General features: G+C 63.0%; 27 protein-coding genes, 1 tRNA gene and 1 pseudogene. 10 read left to right on the top strand and 19 right to left on the bottom strand.

Annotated elements, in window-relative coordinates:
• Window positions 1-151: 151 nt before the first annotated feature.
• Together J3O30_RS33090 and J3O30_RS05590 are read right to left on the bottom strand one after the other, a co-directional pair.
• Window positions 152-226: pseudogene (locus tag J3O30_RS33090) on the bottom strand (DUF192 domain-containing protein); the annotation flags it as partial.
• A 109-nt stretch (window positions 227-335) separates the two neighbouring features.
• Window positions 336-409, bottom strand: a tRNA-Gln gene (locus J3O30_RS05590).
• A 165-nt stretch (window positions 410-574) separates the two neighbouring features.
• On the opposite strand from J3O30_RS05590, the gene J3O30_RS05585 reads away from it, so the two are divergent.
• Genes J3O30_RS05585 through J3O30_RS05575 form a run of 3 tightly spaced genes read left to right on the top strand, consistent with a single transcriptional unit; the run spans window position 575 to window position 3,689 of the window.
• Complete coding sequence (locus J3O30_RS05585; protein WP_207584267.1) at window positions 575-1,492, top strand: MBL fold metallo-hydrolase; 918 nt, start codon at window positions 575-577, stop codon at window positions 1,490-1,492.
• On the top strand, window positions 1,489-1,947 hold the full coding sequence (locus J3O30_RS05580; protein WP_246762722.1) for a DCC1-like thiol-disulfide oxidoreductase family protein: 459 nt from the start codon (window positions 1,489-1,491) through the stop codon (window positions 1,945-1,947). The genes J3O30_RS05585 and J3O30_RS05580 overlap by 4 nt, the downstream gene beginning before the upstream one ends.
• Window positions 1,944-3,689 carry a DUF4166 domain-containing protein gene (locus J3O30_RS05575; RefSeq protein WP_207583273.1) on the top strand — a complete coding sequence of 582 codons (1,746 nt, stop codon included), beginning with the start codon at window positions 1,944-1,946 and terminating at the stop codon, window positions 3,687-3,689. The genes J3O30_RS05580 and J3O30_RS05575 overlap by 4 nt, the downstream gene beginning before the upstream one ends.
• A 278-nt stretch (window positions 3,690-3,967) precedes the next feature.
• Here J3O30_RS05575 and J3O30_RS05570 read toward each other — a convergent pair whose 3' ends face one another.
• Window positions 3,968-4,390: a hypothetical protein gene (locus J3O30_RS05570; RefSeq protein WP_207583272.1), complete on the bottom strand. Its 423-nt coding sequence runs from the start codon at window positions 4,388-4,390 to the stop codon at window positions 3,968-3,970.
• Window positions 4,391-4,530: 140 nt separating this feature from the next.
• Complete coding sequence (locus J3O30_RS05565; RefSeq protein WP_207583271.1) at window positions 4,531-5,439, bottom strand: DUF1499 domain-containing protein; 909 nt, start codon at window positions 5,437-5,439, stop codon at window positions 4,531-4,533.
• A gap of 367 nt (window positions 5,440-5,806) precedes the next feature.
• Here J3O30_RS05565 and J3O30_RS05560 point away from each other — a divergent pair, with 367 nt between their 5' ends.
• Window positions 5,807-6,196, top strand: a complete 390-nt coding sequence (locus J3O30_RS05560; RefSeq protein ID WP_207583270.1) for a hypothetical protein — start codon at window positions 5,807-5,809, stop codon at window positions 6,194-6,196.
• 29 nt (window positions 6,197-6,225) lie between these two features.
• Here J3O30_RS05560 and J3O30_RS05555 read toward each other — a convergent pair whose 3' ends face one another.
• Window positions 6,226-6,471 carry a hypothetical protein gene (locus J3O30_RS05555; RefSeq protein WP_207583269.1) on the bottom strand — a complete coding sequence of 82 codons (246 nt, stop codon included), beginning with the start codon at window positions 6,469-6,471 and terminating at the stop codon, window positions 6,226-6,228.
• 104 nt (window positions 6,472-6,575) lie between these two features.
• Here J3O30_RS05555 and J3O30_RS05550 point away from each other — a divergent pair, with 104 nt between their 5' ends.
• Together J3O30_RS05550 and J3O30_RS05545 are read left to right on the top strand one after the other, a co-directional pair.
• Entirely contained in the window at window positions 6,576-6,773 is a 198-nt protein-coding gene (locus J3O30_RS05550; protein ID WP_207583268.1) for a hypothetical protein, read from the top strand.
• A gap of 366 nt (window positions 6,774-7,139) precedes the next feature.
• Window positions 7,140-7,415: a hypothetical protein gene (locus J3O30_RS05545; RefSeq protein WP_207583267.1), complete on the top strand. Its 276-nt coding sequence runs from the start codon at window positions 7,140-7,142 to the stop codon at window positions 7,413-7,415.
• Window positions 7,416-7,468: 53 nt separating this feature from the next.
• Here J3O30_RS05545 and ppdK read toward each other — a convergent pair whose 3' ends face one another.
• The 6 genes from ppdK to J3O30_RS05515 form a co-directional block, all read right to left on the bottom strand.
• Window positions 7,469-10,153, bottom strand: a complete 2,685-nt coding sequence (gene ppdK, locus J3O30_RS05540; RefSeq protein ID WP_207583266.1) for a pyruvate, phosphate dikinase — start codon at window positions 10,151-10,153, stop codon at window positions 7,469-7,471.
• A 606-nt stretch (window positions 10,154-10,759) separates the two neighbouring features.
• Window positions 10,760-14,221: a chromosome segregation SMC family protein gene (locus tag J3O30_RS05535; protein WP_207583265.1), complete on the bottom strand. Its 3,462-nt coding sequence runs from the start codon at window positions 14,219-14,221 to the stop codon at window positions 10,760-10,762.
• Between the two features lie 102 nt (window positions 14,222-14,323).
• A complete protein-coding gene (locus tag J3O30_RS05530; protein ID WP_207583264.1) occupies window positions 14,324-15,100 on the bottom strand; it encodes a DsbA family protein in 777 nt (258 codons plus the stop codon).
• 149 nt (window positions 15,101-15,249) lie between these two features.
• Complete coding sequence (locus J3O30_RS05525; protein ID WP_183696222.1) at window positions 15,250-15,519, bottom strand: type II toxin-antitoxin system RelE/ParE family toxin; 270 nt, start codon at window positions 15,517-15,519, stop codon at window positions 15,250-15,252.
• Complete coding sequence (locus J3O30_RS05520; protein WP_207583263.1) at window positions 15,503-15,727, bottom strand: DUF6290 family protein; 225 nt, start codon at window positions 15,725-15,727, stop codon at window positions 15,503-15,505. The genes J3O30_RS05525 and J3O30_RS05520 overlap by 17 nt, the downstream gene beginning before the upstream one ends.
• A 70-nt stretch (window positions 15,728-15,797) precedes the next feature.
• Entirely contained in the window at window positions 15,798-16,295 is a 498-nt protein-coding gene (locus J3O30_RS05515; protein ID WP_207583262.1) for a DUF721 domain-containing protein, read from the bottom strand.
• Window positions 16,296-16,403: 108 nt separating this feature from the next.
• On the opposite strand from J3O30_RS05515, the gene mutY reads away from it, so the two are divergent.
• Genes mutY through J3O30_RS05500 form a run of 3 tightly spaced genes read left to right on the top strand, consistent with a single transcriptional unit; the run spans window position 16,404 to window position 18,494 of the window.
• Complete coding sequence (gene mutY / locus J3O30_RS05510) at window positions 16,404-17,507, top strand: A/G-specific adenine glycosylase (protein WP_207583261.1); 1,104 nt, start codon at window positions 16,404-16,406, stop codon at window positions 17,505-17,507.
• A 2-nt stretch (window positions 17,508-17,509) separates the two neighbouring features.
• Window positions 17,510-18,124: an HAD family phosphatase gene (locus J3O30_RS05505; protein WP_207583260.1), complete on the top strand. Its 615-nt coding sequence runs from the start codon at window positions 17,510-17,512 to the stop codon at window positions 18,122-18,124.
• Window positions 18,125-18,128: 4 nt separating this feature from the next.
• A complete protein-coding gene (locus J3O30_RS05500; RefSeq protein ID WP_207583259.1) occupies window positions 18,129-18,494 on the top strand; it encodes a nuclear transport factor 2 family protein in 366 nt (121 codons plus the stop codon).
• Window positions 18,495-18,612: 118 nt separating this feature from the next.
• Here the strand turns inward: J3O30_RS05500 and J3O30_RS05495 are convergent, their stop codons facing one another.
• From J3O30_RS05495 to J3O30_RS05480, 5 genes are all read right to left on the bottom strand, one after another.
• Window positions 18,613-19,755 carry a site-specific DNA-methyltransferase gene (locus J3O30_RS05495; RefSeq protein ID WP_207583258.1) on the bottom strand — a complete coding sequence of 381 codons (1,143 nt, stop codon included), beginning with the start codon at window positions 19,753-19,755 and terminating at the stop codon, window positions 18,613-18,615.
• Between the two features lie 211 nt (window positions 19,756-19,966).
• Entirely contained in the window at window positions 19,967-20,602 is a 636-nt protein-coding gene (locus J3O30_RS05490) for a hypothetical protein (protein WP_207583257.1), read from the bottom strand.
• Between the two features lie 37 nt (window positions 20,603-20,639).
• A complete protein-coding gene (locus J3O30_RS33610; RefSeq protein ID WP_259671149.1) occupies window positions 20,640-20,771 on the bottom strand; it encodes a hypothetical protein in 132 nt (43 codons plus the stop codon).
• Window positions 20,761-21,111 carry an antibiotic biosynthesis monooxygenase gene (locus J3O30_RS05485; protein WP_207583256.1) on the bottom strand — a complete coding sequence of 117 codons (351 nt, stop codon included), beginning with the start codon at window positions 21,109-21,111 and terminating at the stop codon, window positions 20,761-20,763. Before J3O30_RS05485 ends, J3O30_RS33610 begins: the two co-directional genes overlap by 11 nt.
• Window positions 21,108-21,437, bottom strand: a complete 330-nt coding sequence (locus J3O30_RS05480) for an NIPSNAP family protein (RefSeq protein ID WP_207583255.1) — start codon at window positions 21,435-21,437, stop codon at window positions 21,108-21,110. Before J3O30_RS05480 ends, J3O30_RS05485 begins: the two co-directional genes overlap by 4 nt.
• A gap of 71 nt (window positions 21,438-21,508) precedes the next feature.
• On the opposite strand from J3O30_RS05480, the gene J3O30_RS05475 reads away from it, so the two are divergent.
• Entirely contained in the window at window positions 21,509-22,195 is a 687-nt protein-coding gene (locus J3O30_RS05475) for a metalloregulator ArsR/SmtB family transcription factor (protein ID WP_207583254.1), read from the top strand.
• 161 nt (window positions 22,196-22,356) lie between these two features.
• Here the strand turns inward: J3O30_RS05475 and J3O30_RS05470 are convergent, their stop codons facing one another.
• The 3 genes from J3O30_RS05470 to J3O30_RS05460 are packed head-to-tail and all read right to left on the bottom strand — an operon-like array spanning window position 22,357 to window position 24,654.
• Window positions 22,357-22,977: an NAD(P)-binding domain-containing protein gene (locus tag J3O30_RS05470; protein ID WP_207583253.1), complete on the bottom strand. Its 621-nt coding sequence runs from the start codon at window positions 22,975-22,977 to the stop codon at window positions 22,357-22,359.
• Window positions 22,978-23,024: 47 nt separating this feature from the next.
• Window positions 23,025-23,966 (bottom strand): SDR family oxidoreductase, encoded by a 942-nt coding sequence (locus J3O30_RS05465; protein WP_207583252.1) that lies wholly within the window; start codon window positions 23,964-23,966, stop codon window positions 23,025-23,027.
• Window positions 23,967-24,018: 52 nt separating this feature from the next.
• Window positions 24,019-24,654 (bottom strand): NAD(P)-binding domain-containing protein, encoded by a 636-nt coding sequence (locus J3O30_RS05460; RefSeq protein ID WP_207583251.1) that lies wholly within the window; start codon window positions 24,652-24,654, stop codon window positions 24,019-24,021.
• Window positions 24,655-24,802: the final 148 nt, after the last annotated feature.

The following is a 24,802-nucleotide window of genomic DNA, read 5'->3' as shown; positions in this document are numbered from 1 at the left end:
AGACGGTCGTTACGGCGTTACAAAGATTGAAAATAACCATTGAAAATCAATGGACTATTTGATTTAGAATCTCTCCACTCCATTCAATATCCTCATATTCTTGAGTTTTTGACTGCCGCAGCATGTCCCGCATTGTCGGGCGTGCGCGCCGTCACTTCGCCTTCTTCGTCGTCGTGGCGCTGTCGATCCTGTCGCCCGGTTTGATGCCGCGTTTGGCGACGATGCCGGAGGCGAAGCGGCCCCGACCATGTTACGGAAACACGCACCGGAAAACTGTTACGGTTAGCTTTCGCTAATATTTTCTAAGCCATTGAAATAATTTAATAAGTCCGCGGTGGCTGGGGCGCCTGGATTCGAACCAGGGATGACGGTACCAAAAACCGTTGCCTTACCGCTTGGCGACGCCCCACCAGAGCTTTCAGCGGCAAACCGCTTGCTGAAATCGACGCCTGATTAGCAAAGCTCTCCGTCCGTCACAATGACTAAGTTGCGCCTCAAGCAGATTTATGCGCGCGCGGGGCGGTGGGCCGTGCTAGGAATTGGCGGTGTCATCGGCCTCGAGATCATTGCCTTCATGGACAGTCCCGCATTCGACCTCGTCTTCGAGCCGGCCTATGGGCGGGCCGTGCCGGTGGCGCCGGGGGTCGAGCGGATCACTGCGAACAATGCCGGGCCTTTCACCTTTTACGGCACCAACAGCTATATCGTCGGCGGCTCCTCGGTCGCGGTCATCGATCCCGGGCCGGAGGACGAGGCGCATTTCCAGGCGCTGATGGCGGCGCTTTCCGGCCGCGAGGTGACGCATATCTTCGTCAGCCATACCCATCGCGACCACTCGCCGCTCGCCCGCCGGCTGCGGGCGGCAACCGGGGCGGTGACCGTCGGCCAGGGGCCGCACCGGCCGGCAAGGCCATTGCGCGCCGGCGAGATCAATCCGTTTTCCGAAAGCTCCGACATGGCCTTCGTGCCCGACATTTCGATCGGCAACGGCAAGACCATCAAGGGCGATGGCTGGGTGCTCTCAGGCGTGCCGACGCCGGGGCACACGGCCAATCATGCCGCCTTCGCGCTCGATGGCGGCGATCTGCTATTCACAGGCGATCATGTCATGGCCTGGTCGACCTCGATCGTCGCGCCGCCGGATGGCTCGATGGCCGATTACATGGCCTCGCTCGAGAAGCTGATCGCCCGCGATGACGGGCTGTTGCTGCCCGGCCATGGCGGGCCGGTGACGGATCCGGCCACATTCCTCCGGGCGCTGAAGGCGCATCGCCTCGGGCGCGAGCAGGCGATCCTGACGCGCATCCGGGCGGGCGACCGTGGCATCCCGGAGATGGTCAAGGCGATCTACAGCGATACCGATCCGAAGCTGCATGGGGCGGCAGCGCTTTCCGTGCTCGCCCATATCGAGGATCTCTTCGAGCGCGGCGAGATTGCCGCGGATGGGCCGCCTTCGCTTTCCGCCCTCTACCGGCCTGCAGCAGGGAGATGAGCCAGGCGATGCTAGCCGCTTACAGCTATCGCGACGATGCCGATGTGCCCGATTTTGCCGATGACCGGCCGCTGATCGTCTTTGATGGCGAATGCGTGTTCTGCTCCGGCTGGGTGAAATTCGCGCTGAAACACGACAAGCAGCGGCGCTACCGGTTTCTCGCGGCGCAGACGCCGCTCGGCGCCGCGCTCTACCGGCATTATGGGCTGGATGGGCGCGACTACGAGACCAATATCCTCATCGAGAACGGCCGCGCCTTCTTCAAATCCGACGGCTCGATCCGCATGGTCGCCGGCCTCGGTTTTCCCTATTCGCTGATCAGGCTTTTCCGGCTGCTGCCGCGGCGGCTGGCCGACACGCTTTATGAATTCATCGCCCGCAACCGGCTGAAGATCGCCGGCCGGCAGAGCTGCATGGTGCCGACGCCGGAGCAGCGCAGCCGCTTCATCGCATGAGCGGCGACAGGCTTTCGCTGCTGATCATCGGCGGCTACGGCACGTTTGGCGGCCGGCTGGCGCGGCTGCTTGGCGATGAACCGCGGCTCAGACTGCTGATCGCCGGGCGGTCGCTTGAAAAGGCAGACGATTTCGTTGCGGATCTCAGAGCCCCGAAAGATGGATCCGAGGGCTTGGGAAGCAGCAATCTGGGGGCGACGCTGCAGGCCGTACGCTTCGATCGCGATGGCGATCTGGCGGAACAGCTGACGCGGCTGAGGCCGGATCTCGTCATCGATGCCTCCGGGCCGTTTCAGAGCTTCGGGGACGACCCCTATAAGGTGGTGCGCGCCTGCATTGGCCTCGGCATCGATTATGCCGATATCGCCGACAGCACCGGCTTCGTCGCCGGTATTGGCGGGCTCGATGCCGCGGCCAGGGCGAAGGGCATCTTCGCGCTGTCGGGGCTGAGCAGCCTGCCGGCGCTTTCCTTTGCGGCGCTCGATGTCATGGCGCCGCAGTTTGCCCGGATCGATCGGGTGGCTGCGGGCATTGCCCCGTCGGCGCATGTGAAGATCGGGCTCAATGTTGTGAGGGCGATCGCCAGTTATGCCGGCAGACAAGTGGCGGTGCTGCGCGATGGGCAGCCTTCGACCGGGCTTGGGCTGATCGAGGCGATGCGGGTGACGGTGGCGCCGCCGGGCGCGGTGCCGCTGCGCAGCCGGACATTCCTGCTGGTCGATGCGCCGGATCTGGCGCTGCTGCCGGCGCGCCTTCCCACTCTGCAATCCAGCTTCACCGGGGTCGGAACGGAGCCGCAGCTGCTGCAGCGCCTGCTCAGCCTCGCCGCCCGGCTGGTGCACCTGAAGCTGCTGCCATCGCTGCTGCCGTTTTCGCCGCTGCTGCAGCGCGCCAGCCATGCCTTGGCGATCGGCGACCATCGCGGCGGCATGTTCGTGCGGGTCGGCGGCATCGATGCCGCGGGCAAAAGCCTCACCTGCGGCTGGCATCTGATTGCCGAGGGTGATGACGGGCCGTTCATTCCGATCACCGGCGTCGCGGCGCTGGTCCGCCGGCTGCTTACCGGCAACCGGCCGGAGAACGGCGCGCGGCCGGCGACGGGGGAATTGCGGCTGGAAGATTTCGAAGCGGAATTCCGGCGGTTTTCGATTGCGACGGGGATCCGGATGGAAAGCGAGGGTGCCTGCCTGCCGCTCTACCACAGGATTCTCGGCAGCGCCTTCGAGCGGCTGCCGCCGGCGATTGCCGCGATGCATTCAGTTGGGCACTCAGCCGGGCATGCGGGCGGGGCGCACGTCGCCTCCGGCCGGGCGCGGATCGAACGCGGTGGGGGGTGGCTTGCCGGCATCGTCGCGCGCCTCATCGGCTTTCCCGCGGCGGGCGAGGATGTGCCGGTGACGGTGCGTTTTGTCGCCGAGGGCGATAAAGAGATCTGGACGCGGGATTTCGGGGAGAAGAGGTTCCGCAGCCTGCAGCTCGAGGGCAAGGGCCGCGACCGGCACCTGCTCGCCGAAGTCTTCGGGCCGTTCCGGGTGCTGGTGGCGCTGGTGCCGGAGGAGAATAAGTTACGGCTGGTGGTGCGCGGCTGGCGGTTTTTAAGGGTTCCGCTGCCGCTGTTCCTGGCGCCGGGCGGCGAGACTTATGAGGAGGAGCGTGAGGGGCGGTTCCACTTCTATGTGGAGATCGGCGGGCGGCTGACGGGGCTGGTGGTGCGGTATACGGGGTGGTTGGTGGTGGCGTGAGGGGGTGGTTCTTCCTCACCTGAGCCGGCGTGCCGTGTGAGCCCCCCTCTGCCCTGCCGGGCATCTCCCCCACAGGTGGGGAGATTGGCTGGGCTCGCTGGCTTCCCCAAACAACCGGTGTCACAGCCCGGCGAAACGGCGGAGGGACGGGAAGTTTTCGCCACTTGCCAATCTCCCCACCTGTGGGGGAGATGCCCGGCAGGGCAGAGGGGGGCTGACGGGTGGTGGCGTAATAGAGGGTGGCTGCGTCTGGAGACGTAAGAGGCCCCATCCACCGGTCAACTAACATAGAGCTTGTTCAATGGATGGGGCTCGGTCGTGTATTCCATCGAGAGAATTGAGATTGTCAAACTGCTCAATAACTGAACATCGACCTCACATTTCTCAGGAACATATATGTAAAGATCATCCGGCCTTTTCTCTGCAGCTACACTCACCCCTCCCCGCTTTCGAACGGCAAATGTATGGATGACTGAATTTTTAACATCGGGCTGAATCTGCAGTGCACATTTCACAACCCGATCAAACTCAAGAAAGTCATCCGGAACATGAAGAGAGAAGAGCTTCCCTATGGGAAACTCCATAAAGCGGCAGCCGCTGACAAATTTGAGATAAATCTCGCCTGAGAGCGTTTTCACAAAACCTGAAGTATCAAGAGTGTCCTGGTCAGGCACACTCAGAAAATCGGCCTTGCTTCCCATCACAGCTCTCCTCCTTTGGTGCGGCATAAGGTTGTCGAGCCTGCCGCACCCTATCCCGGCCCTTCGCTTTGGGCACAGGGCGTTCGCCGCTGCAATCGATTCGCTGGATCGATTGCTGCCGCCTCTGGCGGCACCGCGGCTCACCCACCCGCAATCCCCAGCAATTCGGAATCCAGCGCCTTCAGATAATCGCCGGCGATGTCGGCGCTGAAGCCGAGGTCGTGTTGGCCGTAGCGGGAGGCGACGCGGATGTCGACGAAGGTGGTTTCGGCCTCTTCGCGCAGCCGGATGAGGATATCGAAGCGCAGGCCGAGGATCAGCGTGCGGTTGGTTGCCTGCAGCGTCACGCCGTTGGCGCCGCGGATCAGCTTGGCGACATCGTCGTCATAGGGGCGCGGCGTCGGCACGGGCACGATATCGGGCGCATCGGCGACGGCAGCATCATCGCTCGGCTCAGGCTTGGCCGGCCGGTCCTCGGGGTCGCGGTCGGGCTCGGTATCGCCGGTGGTCCGGATGATGGTGAAGCCGCGCAGCTTGGCGACCTTGCGCACCGCCTCCAGCACGCGGTCGAGTGCGCCCTCATAACGCCGGCCGGTCAGCTCGGGATAGGCGGTCATCTGCTTTTCACGATCCTCCGGCATCACCGGATTGCGCTTCAGCCAGATCTGGTCGGCTTTCGGCGGCGACAGCCAATCCGGCACCGAGACCGGATCGGTGGAGACGTCGTAGATATCCGGCAAGGTCAGATAATGCTCGGTGGCAAAGGCGCCGAGCGCTAAGGGAAAGGCGGCGTAGATCAGCGCGGCGAGTGCGGCCAGCCCGCCTTCGGCGCCCGTCATCCAGAGGCTGCGCAGCCCGACGACGGCCAGAAGGGCGGCCAGCAGCGCGCCGCCGGCGGCGGCAATCAACAGCAGCACCAGATAGGGGGTGGCGAGGCCGCCGAAACGATGGGCGACCAGCACCGCCAGCGCCAGCACCAGGGAAAACGCCCCGAGCAGCCGCGAAAAGCGGGCGGCGTTGGAAACGGGACGGTCGAAACGGATGGCCATCAAACTTACCGGTTGCTCGTCAGCGCCGCGCCTTCAACCACGCAAATCGCCATACCCCTGTTTAGAGCATGATGCCGAAAAGTGTGAAGCGGTTTTCGGACGACATCATGCTCTATTTCTTTGATTTAGATCCGGATTCAGATTTTAGGCCAGCCCGGCCTAAAATCATCCGGATCTGGGCAAGATTCGGCTGAATTGAAACTGTTGTCTCGGAATATCAGATGGAATTCGCGAGCGAAGACCATGACGAGACCATGATGAAGACCGGGGCGAAGACGGGGCGATTCCATAAGCTCTTGCTGATATGGTAAAAAAGAGCCATTCTGCCGCGGTTTCATCTCCGATTTTAAAGGCAAGGAGCGACGGGATGATTTCAACCGAGATAGCCGCAAGGCCGCAGGCGTCTGCGCTTGGCGGGATCGACCACAGCGAGCCGATGCTGCCGATGGAGCTCGTCGAGCTCGAACTTTCGCTCGAAGGGTATGCCGGCGGCGATGCCGGCTTCTGCGAGGCGGTGCGCCAGGCAGCGCAACGGTCGGGTGGCGAGCTGCTGTTCGACCTGCCGGCCGGGGGTCTTATCGAGGATTGCCGCCGCATCGCGGTGCTGCGCATTCCCGATGACGGCAGTGAGATGCGCGTCGTGCTGGCGCTGCTCGATTATGCCGGCACCGAAATCCGCATGCAGGCGCCCGATGAGCAAACTGCGCATCTGGTGCGTTTCGCCGAAGCCTTTATCGAAGTGCTGGAGCGGATTTAGAGCTTCGGAGCGTGATGCCGAGAGATGGGCTAGCGCCGCTCGGCCGCCGCTTCCGCAACGCTGCGGAAGGGAAACTTGCGGCCGCATTCGCATTTGATGACGAAATTTTCCTGGTGGTTGGATGGACGCTGCACGCCAAAGCCGCGCGGCAGCCGATCGACCTTGAAATCCGGGTGTTTGCGCTTCGGATCGTCAACTTCCGAGGCTTCGGCAAAGCCCTCGTTGCCGCATTGCGGACAGTTCAGTTTTTTCGAAAATCGATCGCGGATGGCCATGCTCGTTCCAGTGTTTGCCGACCTCTCTTACAGAGGAATCTCCGGTGGCGAAAGTGGAACCATATGCGGGGGATGCCGTTCCTTTTTTTGAAAAGGAGGCGATCATGCCCAATAGAGACCCGATGCCGATCCCGAATGCCGACACGCCGCGCGGCCCAACGCCGACGCCGGGCATTCCCGACCCCACCCAGCAAAAACCGCCGCTGACGCCGGTGCAGGACCCGTCGGACACGAAGAACCCACAGGACCCACCGCTCGATCCGGCCCTGCTGCCGATTGGGGATCCGGCTGGGGCGGCGTGAGCGTCATCTTCACGCCCGCTCGCTCCTGTGCGGAGTGTCCCCTACCGAAGGATTTGGGCGCACTGTGACAGGCACTGGAACTTAGTAAACGCTGGGCCAATTGAGCACCCGGTGTAGTGTGTCCCTGTTCTCTGGCGACGAGTTTGACGGAAACGCCAACCACACTCTCCGTCATCCCAGGCCTTGAGCCTGGGATCCATACGGCTGCTGCTGATGGATGCGGCGTGGATGCTCGGCTCAAGGCCGAGCATGACGGAGGGTGGGATAGGCGGGAGAAACCGTTCACATCCACTACACGCCTCACCGCCGCAGCTTGACGCCCGCACCCGAATGGCATTTCCTCAGGGAAAAGCAAGGAATACCCCGATGCGCCTTCCGCTCCTCATCACCGTTGCCACCGTCGCCGCCGCGCTTTCCGCCTGCCAGACGATGACGCCGGAGGAGCGGCGGGCAGCGGATGAAGGGCGGTGCCTGAGCTATGGTTTCCGGCGCGGCACGGATGGGTTTGCCACCTGCCTGCAGCGCATCGATCTCGACCGGCGGGCCGAATCGCGGGCGCAAAGTGCCGAGATGATGCAGAGCATGGCCTGGGATCTCAACGGGCCCTATGTCTACCACGATCACTGGCACCATCATCATTAAGCCGGGCGCCCGCAAGGGCTGCCCAGGGCGCCCACAGGGCAGCCCATCTCTGACTATTTGCCCCCGAGGTCTTTCAGACCTCCTGAGATGACCGCCTGCGCCGCCGCCAGTCTGGCGATCGGCACGCGGAACGGCGAGCAGGAGACATAGTCGAGCCCGATCGTCTCGCAGAAGCGGATCGAGGCCGGGTCGCCGCCATGTTCGCCGCAGATGCCGAGTTTCATGTCGTTGCGGGTGCGCCGGCCGCGTTCGGCGGCGATGCTGATCAATTCGCCGACACCGTCGAAATCGAGCGAGATGAAGGGATCGTGCTCGATGATGCCCTTGCGCTGATAGGTGGGGATGAAGGCCGAGGCGTCGTCGCGGGAGATGCCGAAGGTGGTCTGCGTCAGGTCGTTGGTGCCGAAGGAGAAGAATTCGGCGGCTTCGGCAATCACATGGGCGCGAAGGGCGGCCCGCGGCAGCTCGATCATCGTGCCGACGAGATAATCGATCTTCATGCCGGCCTCGTTCATGACCTTGCCGGCGACCTCATCGATGCGCGCCTTGACGTAATCGAGCTCGGAGCGCAGGCCGACCAGCGGCACCATGATCTCCGGCACGACGGCCGCCCCGGTCTCCTTAGCTGCGGCAACCGCCGCCTCGAAGATGGCGCGGGCCTGCATCTCGACGATTTCGGGATAGGAGATCGCCAGCCGGCAACCGCGATGGCCGAGCATCGGATTGAACTCGTGCAGCGCATCGACGCGCTGGCGAAGCGCTGCCGCCTCCATGCCCATGGCGAAGGCGACTTCGGCCACCTCGTCGTCGGTCTTCGGCAGGAATTCGTGCAGCGGCGGGTCGAGCAGGCGGATCGTCACCGGCAGGCCGTGCATGACGGTGAAGAGGCCGGTGAAATCCAGCCGCTGCATCGGCAGCAGCTTGTCGAGCGCCAGCCGCCTGCCCTTCTCGTCGACGGCGAGGATCATCTCGCGCATGGCATGGATGCGCTCGCCCTCGAAGAACATGTGCTCGGTGCGGCAAAGGCCGATGCCTTCGGCGCCGAAGGAACGGGCGGCGCGCGCATCGGCCGGCGTATCGGCATTGGTGCGCACCGTCATGCGGCGGGCGCGGTCGGCCCAGCCCATGATGCGGCCGAAATCGCCCGACAGTTCCGGCTGGATCATCGGCACCTCGCCCTTCAGCACCTGGCCGGCCGAGCCGTCGATGGTGATGATATCGCCCTTCTTCAGGGTGACGCCGATGCCGAGCAGCCGCTCGTTGCGCATGTCGATGCGCATGGTGCCGGCGCCGACGACGCAGGGGATGCCCATGCCGCGGGCAACGACCGCCGCATGGCTGGTCATGCCGCCGCGGGTGGTCAGGATGCCTTCGGCGGCATGCATGCCGTGAATATCCTCCGGGCTGGTCTCGACCCGGAGCAGAATGACCTTGCGGCCTTCGGCCTCGGCCTCGACGGCCTCCTCGGCGGTGAAGACGATGGCGCCGGTGGCAGCGCCCGGCGAAGCCGGAAGCCCGGTGCCGATCACCTGGCGGGTGACACGCGGATCGATCGTCGGATGCAGCAGCTGGTCGAGGCTTGATGGTTCGATGCGCAGCACCGCCTGCTCCTCGGTAATCACCTTCTCGTCGACCATATCGACGGCGATCTTCATTGCCGCCCGGGTCGAGCGCTTGCCGGAGCGGGTCTGCAGCATCCACAGCTTGCCGCGCTCGATGGTGAATTCGATATCCTGCATGTCGCGGTAATGGATCTCGAGCTCGGTGCAGATGCCGCAAAGCTCGCGAAAAGCCTCCGGCATCAGCTTTTCCATCGACGGTTTTTCCGAGCCCGAGGAAATCCGGCCCTCCTCGGTGATGCTTTGCGGCGTGCGAATGCCGGCAACGACATCCTCCCCTTGCGCATTGACGAGGAATTCGCCGTACAGCGCCCTTTCGCCGGTCGACGGGTTGCGGGTGAAGGCGACGCCGGTGGCCGACGCATTGCCGAGATTGCCGAAGACCATCGCCTGGATGTTGACCGCCGTGCCCCAGGCTCCGGGAATATTGTGAAGCTGGCGGTAGGTGACGGCGCGTGCATTCATCCAGCTGGAAAAGACCGCGCCGACGGCGCCCCAGAGCTGCACCTCGGGATCCTGTGGGAATTCCTGCTCCAGCTCCTCCTCGATCAGCCGCTTGTAGAGAGAAACGATATGCTGCCACTCGGAGGCGCTGAGTTCGGTATCGAATTCGTGACCGAGCTTGGCCTTTTCGTCTTCGAGGATCTCCTCGAAGGCATCGTTGCCGAGACCCATGACGACATCGGCATACATCTGAATGAAGCGGCGGTAGCTGTCCCAGGCAAACCGCGCGTCGCCGGCATCATGGCCGAGCGCCTGCACGGTCTCGTCGTTGAGGCCGAGATTGAGCACGGTGTCCATCATTCCCGGCATGGAAACACGGGCGCCGGAGCGCACCGAGAGCAGCAGCGGCTGGCTGCCGGCGCCGAAACGGCGGCCGGTGATCGCCTCGATGTCGGCAATACCGGCGCGCACCTCGGCCTTCACAGCGTTCTCGATATGGCGGCCGTTCTTGTAATAGGTGTTGCAGGCATCGCCGACGATCGTCAGCCCCGGCGGAACGGGAAGTCCCAGCGCGCACATTTCCGCGAGATTGGCGCCCTTGCCGCCCAGAATCTCGTGATCGCGCGCCCGGCCCTCAGCCTGCCCGTCGCCGAACGTATAGACCCACTTGGTCATCTTCCCCCCAACACCAAACCGGGATTAGCTTAATCCGTTGGTGTTGAAATGAAAATCGACAAATGCGGCAAAATGTTGCGTTGCACAATAAATCTGGGGCGCGCGCCACAGTCGAAACGATTAAAACGGTGAACGCCAGAAAAAAGGCACAAAAAAAGCTTTGCGGGACTGCAACAATGTCCCGCAAAGCCTTGTTTCCGTCCGGCCAGGAAAACCGGACGGGGGGTCCCACAACCCAGGAACGGTTCAGCTTTTTGAAAAAGGAACCGCTCTGACCATCATCTTACGCAACTCCGGGGAAAACAGATCTGTCCTTCCCCTCGAATTGCGCTAACGGCTTCCGGTTCTTGCCCTCGCCCGGAAAACCGCACGCAAATTTGACAATGCGCAACGCTTGATTGCCAGCTTTTCAGCTGAGTAATTAGGTTGCGTCGAAACAACTTCTAATGCAAGTCAGCGAAAAGAGCATCACCCAAATGGAGTACAGGCGGCAAGAGAGCCGACCTTTTTTGGTGTTTATTCCCAGTTTTCTGATTTCACGCAATTTCTGGGCGCAAAACCGCGTCACGGCTTTGCTGAAATTGCGCTGATCCAGGCTGGAATTGCTCAGGCGATCTCGCGCAGGCGCTCGGCGGTCTGCAGGTCGACGGAGACGAGGGTGGAGACGCCCTGCTCGGCCATGGTGACGCCGAAGAGGCGGTTCATGCGGGCCATGGTGATCGGATTGTGGGTGATGATGACGAAGCGGGTTTCGGTCGACGCCGCCATTTCGTCCATCAGGTTGCAGTAGCGCTCGACATTGTGGTCGTCGAGCGGCGCGTCGACTTCGTCGAGCACGCAGATCGGCGCCGGATTGGTGAGGAAGACGGCAAAGATCAGCGCCATCGCCGTCAGCGCCTGTTCGCCGCCTGAGAGCAGCGTCATGGTCTGCGGCTTCTTGCCCGGCGGCCGGGCCAGGATTTCGAGGCCGGCTTCCAGCGGGTCGTCGGATTCGATCAGCTGCAGCTCGGCGGTGCCGCCGCCGAAAAGATGGGTGAACAGCCGCTTGAACTGGGCATTGACGATGTCGAAGGCGGCGATCAGCCGTTCGCGGCCCTCGCGGTTGAGGCTCTGGATGGCGCCGCGCAGCTTGCGGATCGCGTCGATGACGTCGTCGCGTTCCCTGATCAGCGCTTCGAGCTTGTCACTCAGCTCCTTCTGTTCCTCGTCGGCGCGCAGGTTGACGGCGCCGAGCCGCTCGCGCTCGATCCTGAGGCGCTCCAGCTCGCGCTCGACCTCGCGCGGGTCGGGAAGCGCCTGCATGGCCGGACGCCCGGTCAGCTGCAGCGCTTCGTGCGGGGCGACATTCAGGACCTCGCGGATGCGGCTTTCGCCTTCCTGGCGCTTCTCGCGGGCGGAAACCAGGCGCTCCTCGGCGCGGCCGCGGCGTTCACGGCATTCGGCAAGTTCCGACAGTGCGGTGGTCGCCTTGTGGTCGGCCTCGCGCTGGATGCGTTCGGCCTCGGCCAGAAGATCGCCGGCGTTGCGGCGCGCCTCCTCGGCCTTCTGCAATTCGCTCATCAAAGCGCGGCGCTTGTCGTCGAATTCGTCCGGCGCCAATTCGAGCTCGGCTGCCTCTTCGCGCGCCTCTTCCTCGCGTTCGCGCAGCGTGGCGACGTGCTCTTCAGCACTTGCCGCCCGCTGGCGCCAGGTCTCGCGCTCCTGGCCGATCGCCAGGATGCGGCGCTGGCGGGCTTCATTTTCCCGGGCAAGGCTTTCGTGGCGAGCGCGGCTTTCGGCCAGCGCGCCGCGATCGGTCGCCACCTCCGCCTGCTGGTAGCGCAGCCGCTCGTCGATCGCGGTGAGATCGGGCGCGTCCTCCAGCTCGATGCGGGCATTCTCTTCCTGGATGGCGACCTCCTCCAGCTGCGCGCCCAGCTGGCTGACCGCCTCGCTGACGACATCGCGGCGGCGGATCAGATCGCCAGAGGCCCGCTCGGCGGCTCCAAGCGCATCGCGCGCCTCGGCGAGATGACGGGAGGACAGCCGGCTCATGTCGCGGGCCTCGGCAAGCCGTCGTTCTTCGCCGCGGATCGCATCAGCGGCGGCGGCCTGCCGCTCCTCGGCTTCGGCAAGCACGTCGCGGGCAAGGGCTGCCTCGCCTTCGAGCTCGGCCAGGCGGTTTTTCTGGGCAAGGCGAAGGGCTGCAGCGCTCGGGGCGTCGGCGCCTGTCACGTGGCCGTCCCAGCGGTAGACGGCGCCGTCTTTCGTCACCAGCCGCTGGCCGGGCTGCAGCGCCGCCATCAGGCGCTCTGCGTCCCCTTCCCCGACCAGGCCGATCTGGCGCAGGCGGCGGGTGAGTGCGGCGGGCGCGCTGATATGGGCAAGCAGCGGCGTGACGCCGGATGGCAGTGCCGGGTCGCCGGCGCCATCGCCATTGTCAGACCAATGGGCCGGGGCCTCGGCAGCGAGCGGCGATTCCAGATCGTCGCCGAGGGCAGCACCGAGTGCTGTTTCGAAGCCGCGATCGACCTTCAGCTCATCGGCAACCGGCGGGAATTCGCCGGCAGCGGCACCAGCGGCGAGCATGCGGGAAATGGTGCGGGCCTCGGTTTCCAGCGCATTGAGGCTCGAGCGGGCCTGATCGACCGGCGCGCGCGCCAGCGCCTCGGTCTGGCGGGCGGCGGCAAGCGCCTGCTCGACGAGCTGGACGGCGGCTTCGGCGTCGGCGAGCGCGATTTCACCGGCCTCGACGATGGCGCGTTTTTCATCCGGGTCAGGCAGGCCGGCGATCTTGTCGCCGATGGTTGCGAGTTCGTGGTTGGCCTCATTCATCTGGCGTTCGAGGCGCATCCTGCGGTCAGCGAGATCGCGGATGGCGCGCTCCAGCTGGTTGCGGCCGGCAGCGGCCTCGGCGCGCTCGGCGGTCAGCTGGGTGAAGATGCGTTCGCTGTCGGCAAGTTTTGCCGCCGCTCCCTCGAAGGCCTCGCGGGTTTCCTCGGCATAACGGCCGGAATCGGCCAGCACTTCGGAAATCTCGGCCTCTTCGGCATCGAGCCTTGCCAGGATAACGGCATTGTCGGCGACTAGTCGCTCCTCGCGGCGGATATCCTCGCCAAGCTGGGCGAGACGGCGTGTCAGCTCGTCGCGGCGGCGCAGAATGCGGCCGACATCCTCCTCCAGCTGGCTTCGGGCGATCTGCAACCGCTGCAGAGCGGCGGCGGCGCGCGCCTCACCCTCGCGCAGTTCCGGTAGCTTCAAGCTGGCGATGGCCTGGTTCTTCGCCGCCTCCATCTGGGCTTGCGCCTTTTCGGCGACGACGACCGTCGCCTGGTTCAGCGCGCTGTCCGCCTCGGCCTCAGCTTCCTTGGCCTGCACCCAGCGAATATGCAAGAGCATCGCCTCGCGGGCGCGGATATCGGCAGACAGCGTCTTGAAGCGGTTTGCCTGGCGGGCCTGCCGCTTCAGGCTCTCGATCTGGCTTTCGAGCTGCGAGGTGACGTCGTCGAGACGCTCGAGATTGCCCTCGGCGGCCCGCAGCCGCAATTCGGCCTCGTGGCGGCGGGAATGCAGGCCCGAGATGCCGGCCGCCTCTTCCAGCAGCTGGCGGCGGGCCTGCGGCTTTGCCTGGATCAGCTCGCCGATCCGCCCCTGCCCGACCATCGAGGGCGAACGGGCGCCGGTGGAGGCGTCGGCAAACAGCAGTTGCACGTCCTTGGCGCGGCTTTCCTTGCCGTTGATGCGGTAGAGCGAACCCTGTTCACGCTCGATGCGGCGGGTGACCTGGATCTCGTCGCTGTCGTTGAAGGCGGCAGGCGCGGTGCGCGTTGCATTGTCGAGATAGAGCGCCACTTCGGCGGTGTTGCGGGCCGGGCGGTTTCCCGAGCCCGAAAAGATCACGTCGTCCATGCCGGAGGCGCGCATGTTCTTGTAGGAATTCTCGCCCATCACCCAGCGCAGCGCCTCGACGAGGTTGGACTTGCCGCAGCCGTTCGGGCCGACGACGCCGGTCAGCCCCCGCTCGATGATGAATTCCGTCGGCTCGACGAAGGATTTGAAGCCGACCAGGCGCAGCTTGTTGAACTTCATGCAGAAGCTCCGCGGCGCGGGGTGGGCAAGGAGCCGCACCGCAGCCACAAAAAAACGGGCGCACGGCTTTCACCGTCGCCCGTTATCGTCAAACGGATCGGTTCAGAGCAGACTGTCGATGAGCCCCGACAAGGTTTCAACCGGCATGTCTCCAGAGTAGCGCTTGCCATTGATGAGGAAAGTCGGCGTGGCATTGACGCCGAAATCCTTGGAACCTCTTTCCCGCACGGCGTTCACTTCATCCAGAAGCTTCTGGTTCGTCAAGCATTTCGTGAAGCTATCCTCAGTAAATCCGGCGAGCTTCGACATCTGCAGCAGTGCGCTGCGGCCGTCATCGGCGGCGGCCCAGACCTGCTGCTGCTTGAACAGCATCGAAACCATCGGGAAATATTGCTCCGGCGTGCTCAGCTGCTCCGGATTGGCGGGGCTGCAGCGGGCGAGCATGAAGGCGGCGGCGGCACGCGGGTCGAAGGGGAATTCGCGAATGATGAACTGCACCTTGCCGGCGTCGACATATTTCTGCTTGATCGCATCGAAGGTGGTGTTGTGGAAATGGGCGCAATGCGGGCAGGTCATCGACATGTATTCGACGATCTTGACCGGGGCGTCAGCCTTGCCGAGCGCCATCTCAGGCAGCGGGCCGGGCTTCAGCACTGCGGCCATGTCGACATCGCCATCGGATTGCGGCGTTTCGGCCGGCGATGTCGCCGCCGTCTGGATGGTGTCGACATTGGTGCCGTCGGCCAGGGTCTTGCCGGAGGACGAAGCATCGGCAGCGTCCTTGCTGTCGTTGCAGGCGACAAGCGCTGCGGCAGCTGCGGCGATGGCGATCCCACCCAGGAGGCGGCGTTTCGTCAGTTGCATTTCAGACATCTGCATGGGTTCCCCATAAGCAATGAGAGTGACGGCGTGACTGTGCGATATAACGGCTGGCGGCCGCTCACAAGCCACGGTTCACCAACTTCCTTCAAAGAATTGTGACCGTGATGGGACCGCGAGCCAAAATTGCGATCGATGCGTATGCGGATTCATCGATAGACATCGCGGCGGTTGCCAATCCGCACGATGAGGATCAGCACCGCCCCATCGTCGATGTTTGCGATCACTCGATAGTCCCCAACGCGATACTTCCAGAAATCCCCGAGTTCAGACCCCTTAAGCGCCTCTCCGATGGATCGTGGATCGTCCAACCTTGCAACGCGATCATTCAGGAATCGGAGTATTCGGCGAGCCGCCTCATGCCCAAGCTTCTCAAGCTCACGCTCGGCTGCCCGGTGAAACTCAATTCTCCAAACCATGACGCGCCATCAGCTCGGCCAGCGGCACGCTATCGCTCTCACCCCGACGAAGTTCTTCGAGGCGTTTTTCGGCGAGGTATATATCTTCGAGATCGTCGAGATGCTCGAGGATGGCCTGACGTGCATAGAAACTCTTGCTGCGGCCCGTGCGCTTGGCAAGTTCATCGAGCCGTGCTTCGATATCGGGCGGCAACCGCAAGGCCAGCATGATTTTTCTCCTGAATGCTATACACGTATAGCATCCTAAGGGCTGTATCGCCAGCCCGAGCGATCGAATGTCAGCGTTGAGTTCCCCGCTTGCCCATCACGGCGGTCCCTAAGCGCTGGATCGCCTGGCGCAGTTTGTCGCCCTCTATGCCTTCCATCATGCCTTCGAGCTTGCGGGCGGCTTCGCCCTTCAGCGGCGGCGGGGTGCGGGAGCGGCGGGCGGGGTTTGAGACCGGCTTCTGGACGATGCGGATCTGGTGGACGGCGGCAAAGCCGAAGAAGCTGTTGATGCGCTGGATGAGTTCACCCTGGGCATGGGTGAGAAAAAGCGCGCGCGCGCCTTCGCAGGCAATCGTCAGCACACCGGGGCGGAAGCCGCCGACCTCATTGCCGCCGCGGGCCCAGGCGATCTTTTCCGGGCGGGTGCAATCGGCAAAATCCTCGCCGGCGATTTCGCTCCATGAGCCGAGCAGGGCCGTGTTGATGCCGGCGCGGCGCGCCAGGACGGGATCGATCAGCCCGTTCGCCAGCTCGGAAATCTGCTTTGCACCTTTGCGTGGATAACTCATCGAAACCCTTGGATGCCCCTGCCAATCGCACAGGCAATTCGCATCACCGGCTTGATCGCGCGGCATTGCTTCGCCAAGTATAGGCACTTCCCCCGATCCCGGCAAATCATGACGCTCACGAAACCCGACACTCCCTCCGCAAAGCCCCTGCTCGACTGGTACGACCGCCACCACCGCGACCTGCCCTGGCGGGTCTCGCCCGGCATGGCGGCCGGCGGCGTCAAACCCGATCCCTATCGCGTCTGGCTTTCCGAGGTGATGCTGCAACAGACGACGGTGCAGGCGGTCAAACCCTATTTCTCCAGGTTTCTCGAACGCTGGCCTGCGGTGACCGATCTTGCCGCGGCCGAAAGCGACGCGGTGATGGCCGCCTGGGCGGGGCTTGGCTATTACGCGCGGGCCCGCAACCTGAAGAAATGCGCCGAAGCAGTGGCGAAAGAGCATGGCGGCGTCTTTCCCGATACCGAAGAAGGGCTCAAATCCCTGCCCGGGATCGGCGACTATACGGCAGCGGCCGTCGCGGCCATTGCCTTCAACCGGCAGGCGGCGGTGATGGACGGCAATGTCGAGCGGGTGATCTCCAGGCTCTATGCGATCGACACGCCGCTTCCGGCGGGAAAGCCACTGATGAAGCAGAAGGTGGCGGCGCTGACGCCGGCTCTGCGGCCAGGCGATTTTGCCCAGGCGATGATGGATCTCGGGGCGACGATCTGCACGCCGAAACGGCCGGCCTGTTCGCTCTGTCCGTTCCGCGGCGCCTGCGAGGCGCTGAAACTTTCCGATCCCGAGCTCTTTCCGGTTAAGGCGGCAAAGAAGGAAAAGCCGGTGCGGCAGGGCGCGGCCTTCATCGCGGTGACTGACGATGGCGAGATCCTGCTGCGGCGGCGCATCGACAGCGGCCTGCTCGGCGGCATGACCGAGGTGCCGACAACGGCCTGGACGGCGCGCCTCGACGGCGAAACCTCGGCCTCAGCCGCGCCCTTCGAGGCGGCCTGGCAGGCATGCGGCACCGTCATCCATGTCTTCACCCATTTCGAGCTCCGGCTGTCGATCTGGCGGGCGGCGATCGCCGGCAAGCCAAAAACGAATGTCAGCCCGAATGACGAATGGTGGGAGCCGGTTACAAATCTTGAAGCGCAGGCCTTACCCACAATCATGAAAAAAGCGATCGCGGCGGCTATTCCTCTCGCGTTCAAAACATCCAAGGGATGACCATGACCACCGAGATAAAGCATATTGTTTTCGATATCGGCAAAGTCCTTATTCATTACGATCCGCATCTTGCCTTCAGCCGGCTCATTCCCGATGAGACCGAGCGCAACTGGTTCTTCGCCAATATCTGCACTCATGACTGGAACATCGAGCAGGACCGCGGCCGCACATGGGCGGAGGCCGAAGCGCTGCTGATTAAAGAGCACCCTGCCCGCGAAGAGCATATCCGCGCCTTCCGCAAATATTGGCACGAGATGGTGCCGCACGCCTATGAGGACAGCGTCGCGATCATGGAGGGGCTGATCGCCGAAGGGCGCGACGTGACGATGCTGACCAACTTCGCCTCCGACACGTTTCGCGAGGCGCAGGCGCGTTTCCCCTTCCTCACCCTGCCACGCGGCGTCACCGTTTCCGGCGATGTCGGCCTGATCAAGCCGGATCTCGCGATCTACGAGAGCCATACGAAGAGCTTCGGCCTCGATCCCAAGGCAACGATTTTCATCGACGACGCGTCGGTCAATGTCGAAGGCGCCAAGGCCTTCGGCTGGAATGCGGTGCTGTTTTCGGGTGCCGAGAAACTGCGCAGCGATCTCGCCGCGTACGGATTGAAGGTCTGACCCCATGGCTTTCGACCCGGCAGAGGAAATCGACCGCTTTCACGCCGCCATCAACGCGCTGGATTTCCCGGCGATCGAGGCCTATTTCGCCGAGGACGCCACCTATGTCTCAAACGGCGTCGGCAGCCTTGCCGGCCGGGCTGAGATCATGGCGGCCTTCCGGAAATATTTCGAAGACTATCCCGATCAGACGGCGGAAAATTCGCTGGTGGAGACACTGACCCCGCTGTCCGGCCGGGCGGTCTGGTCGCTTCGCGCCACCCATAGCAAAACGGGCAAGCCGCTGATCCGCGACGGTGAGGAGACGATCACCTTCAATTCGGAAGGCCGCATCACCCGCGTCGACGTCACCGATTACAAGGATTTCTGATTGCCGCATTCCCTAGCTCAAATAGAAGACGCCCGGGGCTCAAACCCCGGGCGCCTTGGCCTTCTTCCGCAACTGGAGGAAACCGGAAGAAGGTATTTCGATCCGTCGAAGGTGCTGCTCACTTCACCTTGGCCAGATCACTGCGGATGGCGGACCTGAGATCGTCGATCGGGCGCAGGGACTGCCCGTCTTCGAAATGCCAGAAGGTCCATCCGTTGCATGCATCGAGACCCTGCACCTTGGCGCCGAGACGATGAATGGAGCCGGCCTCGCCGCCTGAAGCCACGGTGCCGTCGGCGCGCACGATGGCGCTGTAGCGGCGCTTCGCGTCGGTCAGCACCTGGCCGGGTTTGATCATGCCGCTTTCGACCAGCACGTTGAAGGCGACGCGGACTTCGGCCTTCTTGCCGGTCATGACGGTCAGTTCCGCCTTGCCGAGCGGCTCGACGGCGGCGATGCGGGCCGAGGCCGCATCGATATAATCCTGTTCGCGCTCGATGCCGACGAAGTGGCGGCCGAGACGCTTGGCGACAGCACCCGTCGTTCCCGAGCCGAAGAAAGGATCGAGGACGATATCGCCGGGTTTGGTCGAGGCCATGATGACACGGGCAAGCAGCGCTTCCGGCTTCTGCGTCGGATGCACCTTCTTGCCGTCCTCTCCCTTCAGCCGTTCGCCGCCGTTGCAGATCGGAAAGAGCCAGTCGGAGCGCATCTGCACGTCGTCATTGGCGGCCTTCATCGCATCGTAGTTGAAGGTATAACCCTTGGCCTTGGCGCTGGGGCTTGCCCAGATCATCGTCTCATGGGCGTTCTGGAAGCGACGGCCCTTGAAATTCGGCATCGGGTTGGTCTTGCGCCAGATGATGTCGTTGAGGATCCAGAAATTCAGATCCTGCAGCGTCGCGCCGACGCGGAAGATATTGTGGTAGGAGCCGATCACCCAGATCGAGCCGGTGGGCTTCAGCACCCGTCGGCAGGCGAGCAGCCAGGCGCGGGTGAAGGCATCATAGGCCTCGAACGAAGCGAACTGATCCCATTCGTCATCGACGGCATCGACCAGCGACTGGTCGGGACGATGCAGCGTTCCGCCGAGCTGGAGATTATACGGCGGGTCGGCAAAGATGATATCGACGGAGTGGCTGGGCAAAGCTTCAAGGGCGCTGACGCAATCGCCCTTGATGATCGTGTCGACCCAAGAGCCCGGCCGGGAATCCGACTTGACGGAAGCCTTGAGGTCGGCAAGCGGAAATACTGATGCCATTCTGATACTCACTCATACGCTCTACGCTTAACTGTCCGTTATGGTTACCCAACTTAGTTACCAAAGCCTGAAGCCGTGGGCGATTTCGGGAATTTATTCGGGAGGCGGTCGAGCGAGCGAGTGGGAATGGTAGGCCGCTAGGCGACTGAGCCGGTTCCTCGCTCACTGAGTCGAGCGAGCGACGCTAAAGCTCATCCACTCTACAAGCCAGTCAGCGCAATCGCGGACGGTCGAAGTACTCGATTCCACCTTCGCACGGAACGTCTCCGATCTCCCCAGATCGAGCAGCGCTTTCCAGGAATTGCCGCATCTTTTCAGCTTTCGGCAACAGGCGGCGCGTTAGTCGCTCAAGGCACGCGCTGGATTGCGAAAAAACACATCGGTCAGGACGATTATGGCCCTCCCAATCCGGCAAGCTCAATCCAAAGAACCGCGCTATCACATAGCGCATGGAGCCTGCCCTGTGAGACTTATCCATGGCCTCCAACGATATGCTCCGCAAATTAAGATCTAGCCCTTGCTTGTTCTTTATTGCCAAGGCCGCAAGGTACACCGATATCTCTTTTGAGGAATATCCTTGTATATTTGGGTGAGCTCCATATTCTGCATAATAAGACAGATCTACATATGACCATTTTTGTGGGTCAGAGCGAGTATCCCACATTCTCAACCAATATGCCGAGCACTCTTTTTGCTTCGAAGTTGCAGCACCGGCTGAGATGCTCAAAATGCAGAGCGCCACAATCAAAACTTTGCTTCGATGCCGTTCAACAGCACCGTACGACAGAAAATCGGAAGAAACTGGCCAGTTCCGTTTTTTTCGTGCTAGCTGGCTTTCCCGAAACACGATGTAAATCTCCTATCAAAAGGCTCCCCGCAGCCTGTCAAAAGCCATCGATAGATGAAATAAATTCGTTGTCACGCGTATAGTTCGAACGGGTTACGCCAGTTGCAGTTTTCACAGCGCCGGTCTGGCGATCGCGCGGGATGCGCTCGCTCTCGACCTCACGCCGCATCGTGCACACTCCTGCTATCGGCCGGGGCCTCGTCGCGTTCGAACATGCCGTAATCGCGCACGACACTGGCGATACGCAGGCGATAATCGGCGAAGATGCCGCCGCGGCCGGCCTGCTGGGCGGCGCGATGGGTCTCGCGGTTGCGCCATTCCTTGACCGCCGCCTCGTCGCGGAAGAAGGAGAGCGACAGCAGCTTGCCGCGGTTCGTCAGGCTCTCGAAACGCTCGATCGAGATGAAGCCGTCGATCACTTCGAGTTCGGCGCGCAACTCGCCGGCAAGATCCAGATATTTGTGGCGTTCGCCCATATAGGGCACGACTTCGAAGATGACGGCGATCATGGCAGCACCAGCTTGGCGTGAGGGGCGGAGACATTTTTGAGGAAGATGCGATCCTCCTTGCGGATGAAACCTTCGCGTCTGGCGAATTCGTAATTCTCGCGGCCGAGCGGGTCGGCCGCCAGCCGGGCGCGATAGGCTTCGTAGGCGGCGAGGCTTTCGATGTTGTAGACGCCGTAGGCCGTGGTCGCCGATCCCTCGTGCGGGCCGAAATAGCCGATCAGGTCGGCGCCATTCCTGGGGATCGTCTGGCCCCAGTTGCGGGCATATTCGGCAAACGCCTCTTTCTTGAACGGGTCGATCTGATAGCGGATGAAGCAGGTAATCATCGATTTCTCCTTTTGCTTTCCATCCTTTTTCGCACATTGCCTGACGGCGATGCTTCGGTTACGATCGAAGTATGAAGGAAGGTCCTGATATTGCGCAGATCGGCGCGCTCATCGGCGATCCCGCCCGCGCCAACATGCTGGCGGCACTGACGGGCGGCCGGGCGCTGACGGCGACCGAGCTTGCCGGCGTCGGCGGCATCACCGTGCAGACGGCGAGCACGCATCTTGCCAAACTCGAAGCCGGCGGGTTGCTTGCGCAGCGCAAGCAGGGGCGTCACCGTTATTTCACGCTGGCCGACGAGGCCGTCGCCCGGCTGATCGAAAGCATGATGGGCTTTGCCGCCGGACGCGGGCATCTGCGCCACCAGCCGGGGCCGAAAGAGCCGGCGTTGCGCAAGGCGCGCATCTGCTACGATCATCTGGCCGGCGATTACGGCGTGCGCATGCTCGACAGCCTGATTGCTTCAGGCTCGATCGACGCGGTCGGCGACGGGTTGGCGCTGACCGAAAAGGGCGAAAACGATCTCAAATGCATCGGCATCGATGTCGGCGACCTGAAATCGTCGCGCCGGCCGCTCTGCCGCTCCTGCCTCGACTGGAGCGAAAGACGCGCCCATCTTGCCGGCAGCCTCGGCAAGGCGCTGCTGTCAAACTTCCTCGACAAGAGCTGGGCGCGACGCACGGCTGAAAGCCGCTCGATCCTCTTTACCCCGGAAGGCGACCGGCAGTTTCTGATGCTGTTCCCGATCGATGCATAGGTTTGCTGCGATCTGCAAAAAATTTCAACCGCCGTTCCGGCTAGCCGGAAAGCCGCCGTCGCCAGACAACTCCACTGGGTTGGTTGATGAGAACGACGTGAGAAACGACTTGCTCCCAGTGTTGTTGCGGACCTGCCGGTATGGACGTGGTGTCGGTGGATTCAGCCAAGATCGACGTTTATGGCGAAGTCCCAGGTGCCGGCGCCGTTTTTGGCCAGGCCGATCATCATCAGGCCGAGCGCCTCAAGCGTCTGGGCCATGTGCAGGCCGCCGACGTCGAACGGACGCAGCCCGAGACTTTCGAGGAAGGTCGAAACGCGCGCCTTCGCCTCCGCATCGTCGGCTGCGATGAACGCGTCGAGGCGTCCACCCCTGGCAAGTACGTGACCGAAGATCGTGTTGAACGCCTTGACGATGTGCGCGCCGGCGGGAAGGCCCTTGGCGGTCTCCTGCGCACCAGAACTGTCGTGAGGGGTGACGAGGCCCGAGAGGTCAGGGGCAACTGGGTTGGCGATGTCGATGATCACCTTGCCGTCGAGCGCGTCCCCAAAGTCGGCCACCACCGCCGCCGCACTTTGGTACGGCACGGCGAGGATGACGATGTCGCCCGCCGGCGCTGTCCCGTACGCCCCTGTGGTCGCTCCAGCTGCGAGTTGGTCGGCGAGCGCCCGCGCCTTGGCGGGGTCTCGGCTGACAACCTCGACAGTGTGTCCGGCCTTGGCTGTACGGCCAGCGATCGCTGCGGCCATGGTTCCTGAGCCGATGATGCTGATAATGCTCATGTGCAGTCTCCTAAAGAGTTGAGTTATGCTCGTCGTGTCCAAGCTGGTCAGCCGGCGGGGAAATAATGGCCGTTGTCCAGGTCCTTGAGCAGGCCGGGCTGAGTGGGTTCCCAGCCGAGGGCCCGGCGGGTGATGGCATTGGACGCGGCGACGTCCAGCTTCACCAGATTCGCGAGGAACCCGAAAAAGCCTGGCAGCATCAGCTCATCCGCGGGAATCGGCACGGCCGGCAGGTTCAAGCGGCTGCCGATGGCTTCGGCGATCTCGCGGAACGCAATAGCCTCATCGGCAACCGCATGCCAATTCCTCCCGGCGGGGCTCTTCTCCAGCGCCAGACGGAACACGGCGGCGAGGTCGCGGGCGTGCACGGCCGACCAATTGTTTTTGCCGTCGCCGGGATAGCCGACAACGCCCTTCTCCTTCGCAAGCCCGATCAGTATCGGGAGGAAACCGGCATTGTCGCTCGTGCTGTGCATGATCGTCGGAATCCGTACGACCGAAGAGCGCACGCCTTGCTCGGCGAGACCGAGCACCGTCGTTTCGGCAATGTTGCGAACTCGCAAGGTGCCCTTGAACTTCTCGCCGCCAGAGAGGGTGGCGTCCTCCTCGGTGGCTGGGCGGCCGAGATGTTCCCAACCCGGCGAGCCAATGCTCCCCGACGTGACCAGCGGCTTTCCGGTCCCCTTCAGAGCCTCACCGTATGCGAGCATGATCTTTTGCTCCGCGGCAGCCACCGCGTCGAGGCCACCGGTGGGAAGCAGGTCTTGCCGGTGCGCGACGTGGATGACGCCGTCGAAGTCTGCGGCCGCCGCTTTTAACCCATCGAGATCATCGAGGTCGCCGCGACGCACCTTGGCGCCAAGCGCGGACACCGCTTCCGCAGACTTGTCCGACCGGGCAAGCGCAGTGACCTCGTGACCGGCTGCGATAAGGTCGGAAATGATATACGGACCGGAATGGCCGGTCCCGCCAGTGACGAAAACGTGCATGTTACTGTTCCTTGTGGGTGATGTGATGCGGGAGTTGATGGTACCGGTTCACTCAGCCGAGAAGGCTGACGCCGATTGAGAAATTGGTGTGCTTGACGGAGTGGGTCATGAGGCCCAGCGACAGCAGGCAGGCGTGCTCCAGCGTCCGCGCCATAAGCAGCTCCCCGGTATCCATGGGGCGCAGTCCGAGGCTCTCGATGAACGCCGAGACGCGTGCCTTCGCCTGTGCGTCGTCGCCGGCGAGGAGCACGTCCAACGGGCGGTCCTCGACTGGACCGGCAGCCAGGACATGCGAGAACAGGGTGTTGAACGCCTTGACGACTACCGCATCGGCAGGGGCGGCCTTGGTGATTTCCCGTGCGCCGAAACTGTCCTCAGGGGTCACGAAGCTCGTGTAGTCGGAGGCAACGGGGTTGGTGATGTCGACGAGGAGCTTGCCTGCCAGCCCTTCGCCGTACTGCTTCACCACGTCGAGTACGGCGGCGTAGGGAACCGCAAGGATAACGATGTCTCCAGCCGGGGCAGCGCCAAACGTCCCTGTCGTCGCGCCGGCTCCGATCTGCGCGGCCAGCGCCCGCGCCTTCGCGGCGTCGCGACTCGTCACCTCGACGGTGTGTCCGGCCTTGGCAGCAAGCCCGCCGATCGCTGCGGCCATGCTGCCTGATCCGATGATGCTGATCGTGCTCATGTTCGTGTTCCTCGGGCGTTCGCCATCACTTCTGGTTTCGTGTCGAGTAGCGGCTCTGTTGCGATTTTCGCGGATCCACCCTATCTGATGGATCACTGATCCAGCTGCTATAATTGGATCAGTGATCCACATATACGGATCACCGGTC

Origin of the sequence: Rhizobium sp. NZLR1 (assembly GCF_017357385.1) — a bacterium.
Taxonomy (GTDB): domain Bacteria; phylum Pseudomonadota; class Alphaproteobacteria; order Rhizobiales; family Rhizobiaceae; genus Rhizobium.
This window is presented reverse-complemented; position numbering and strand designations above follow the sequence as displayed.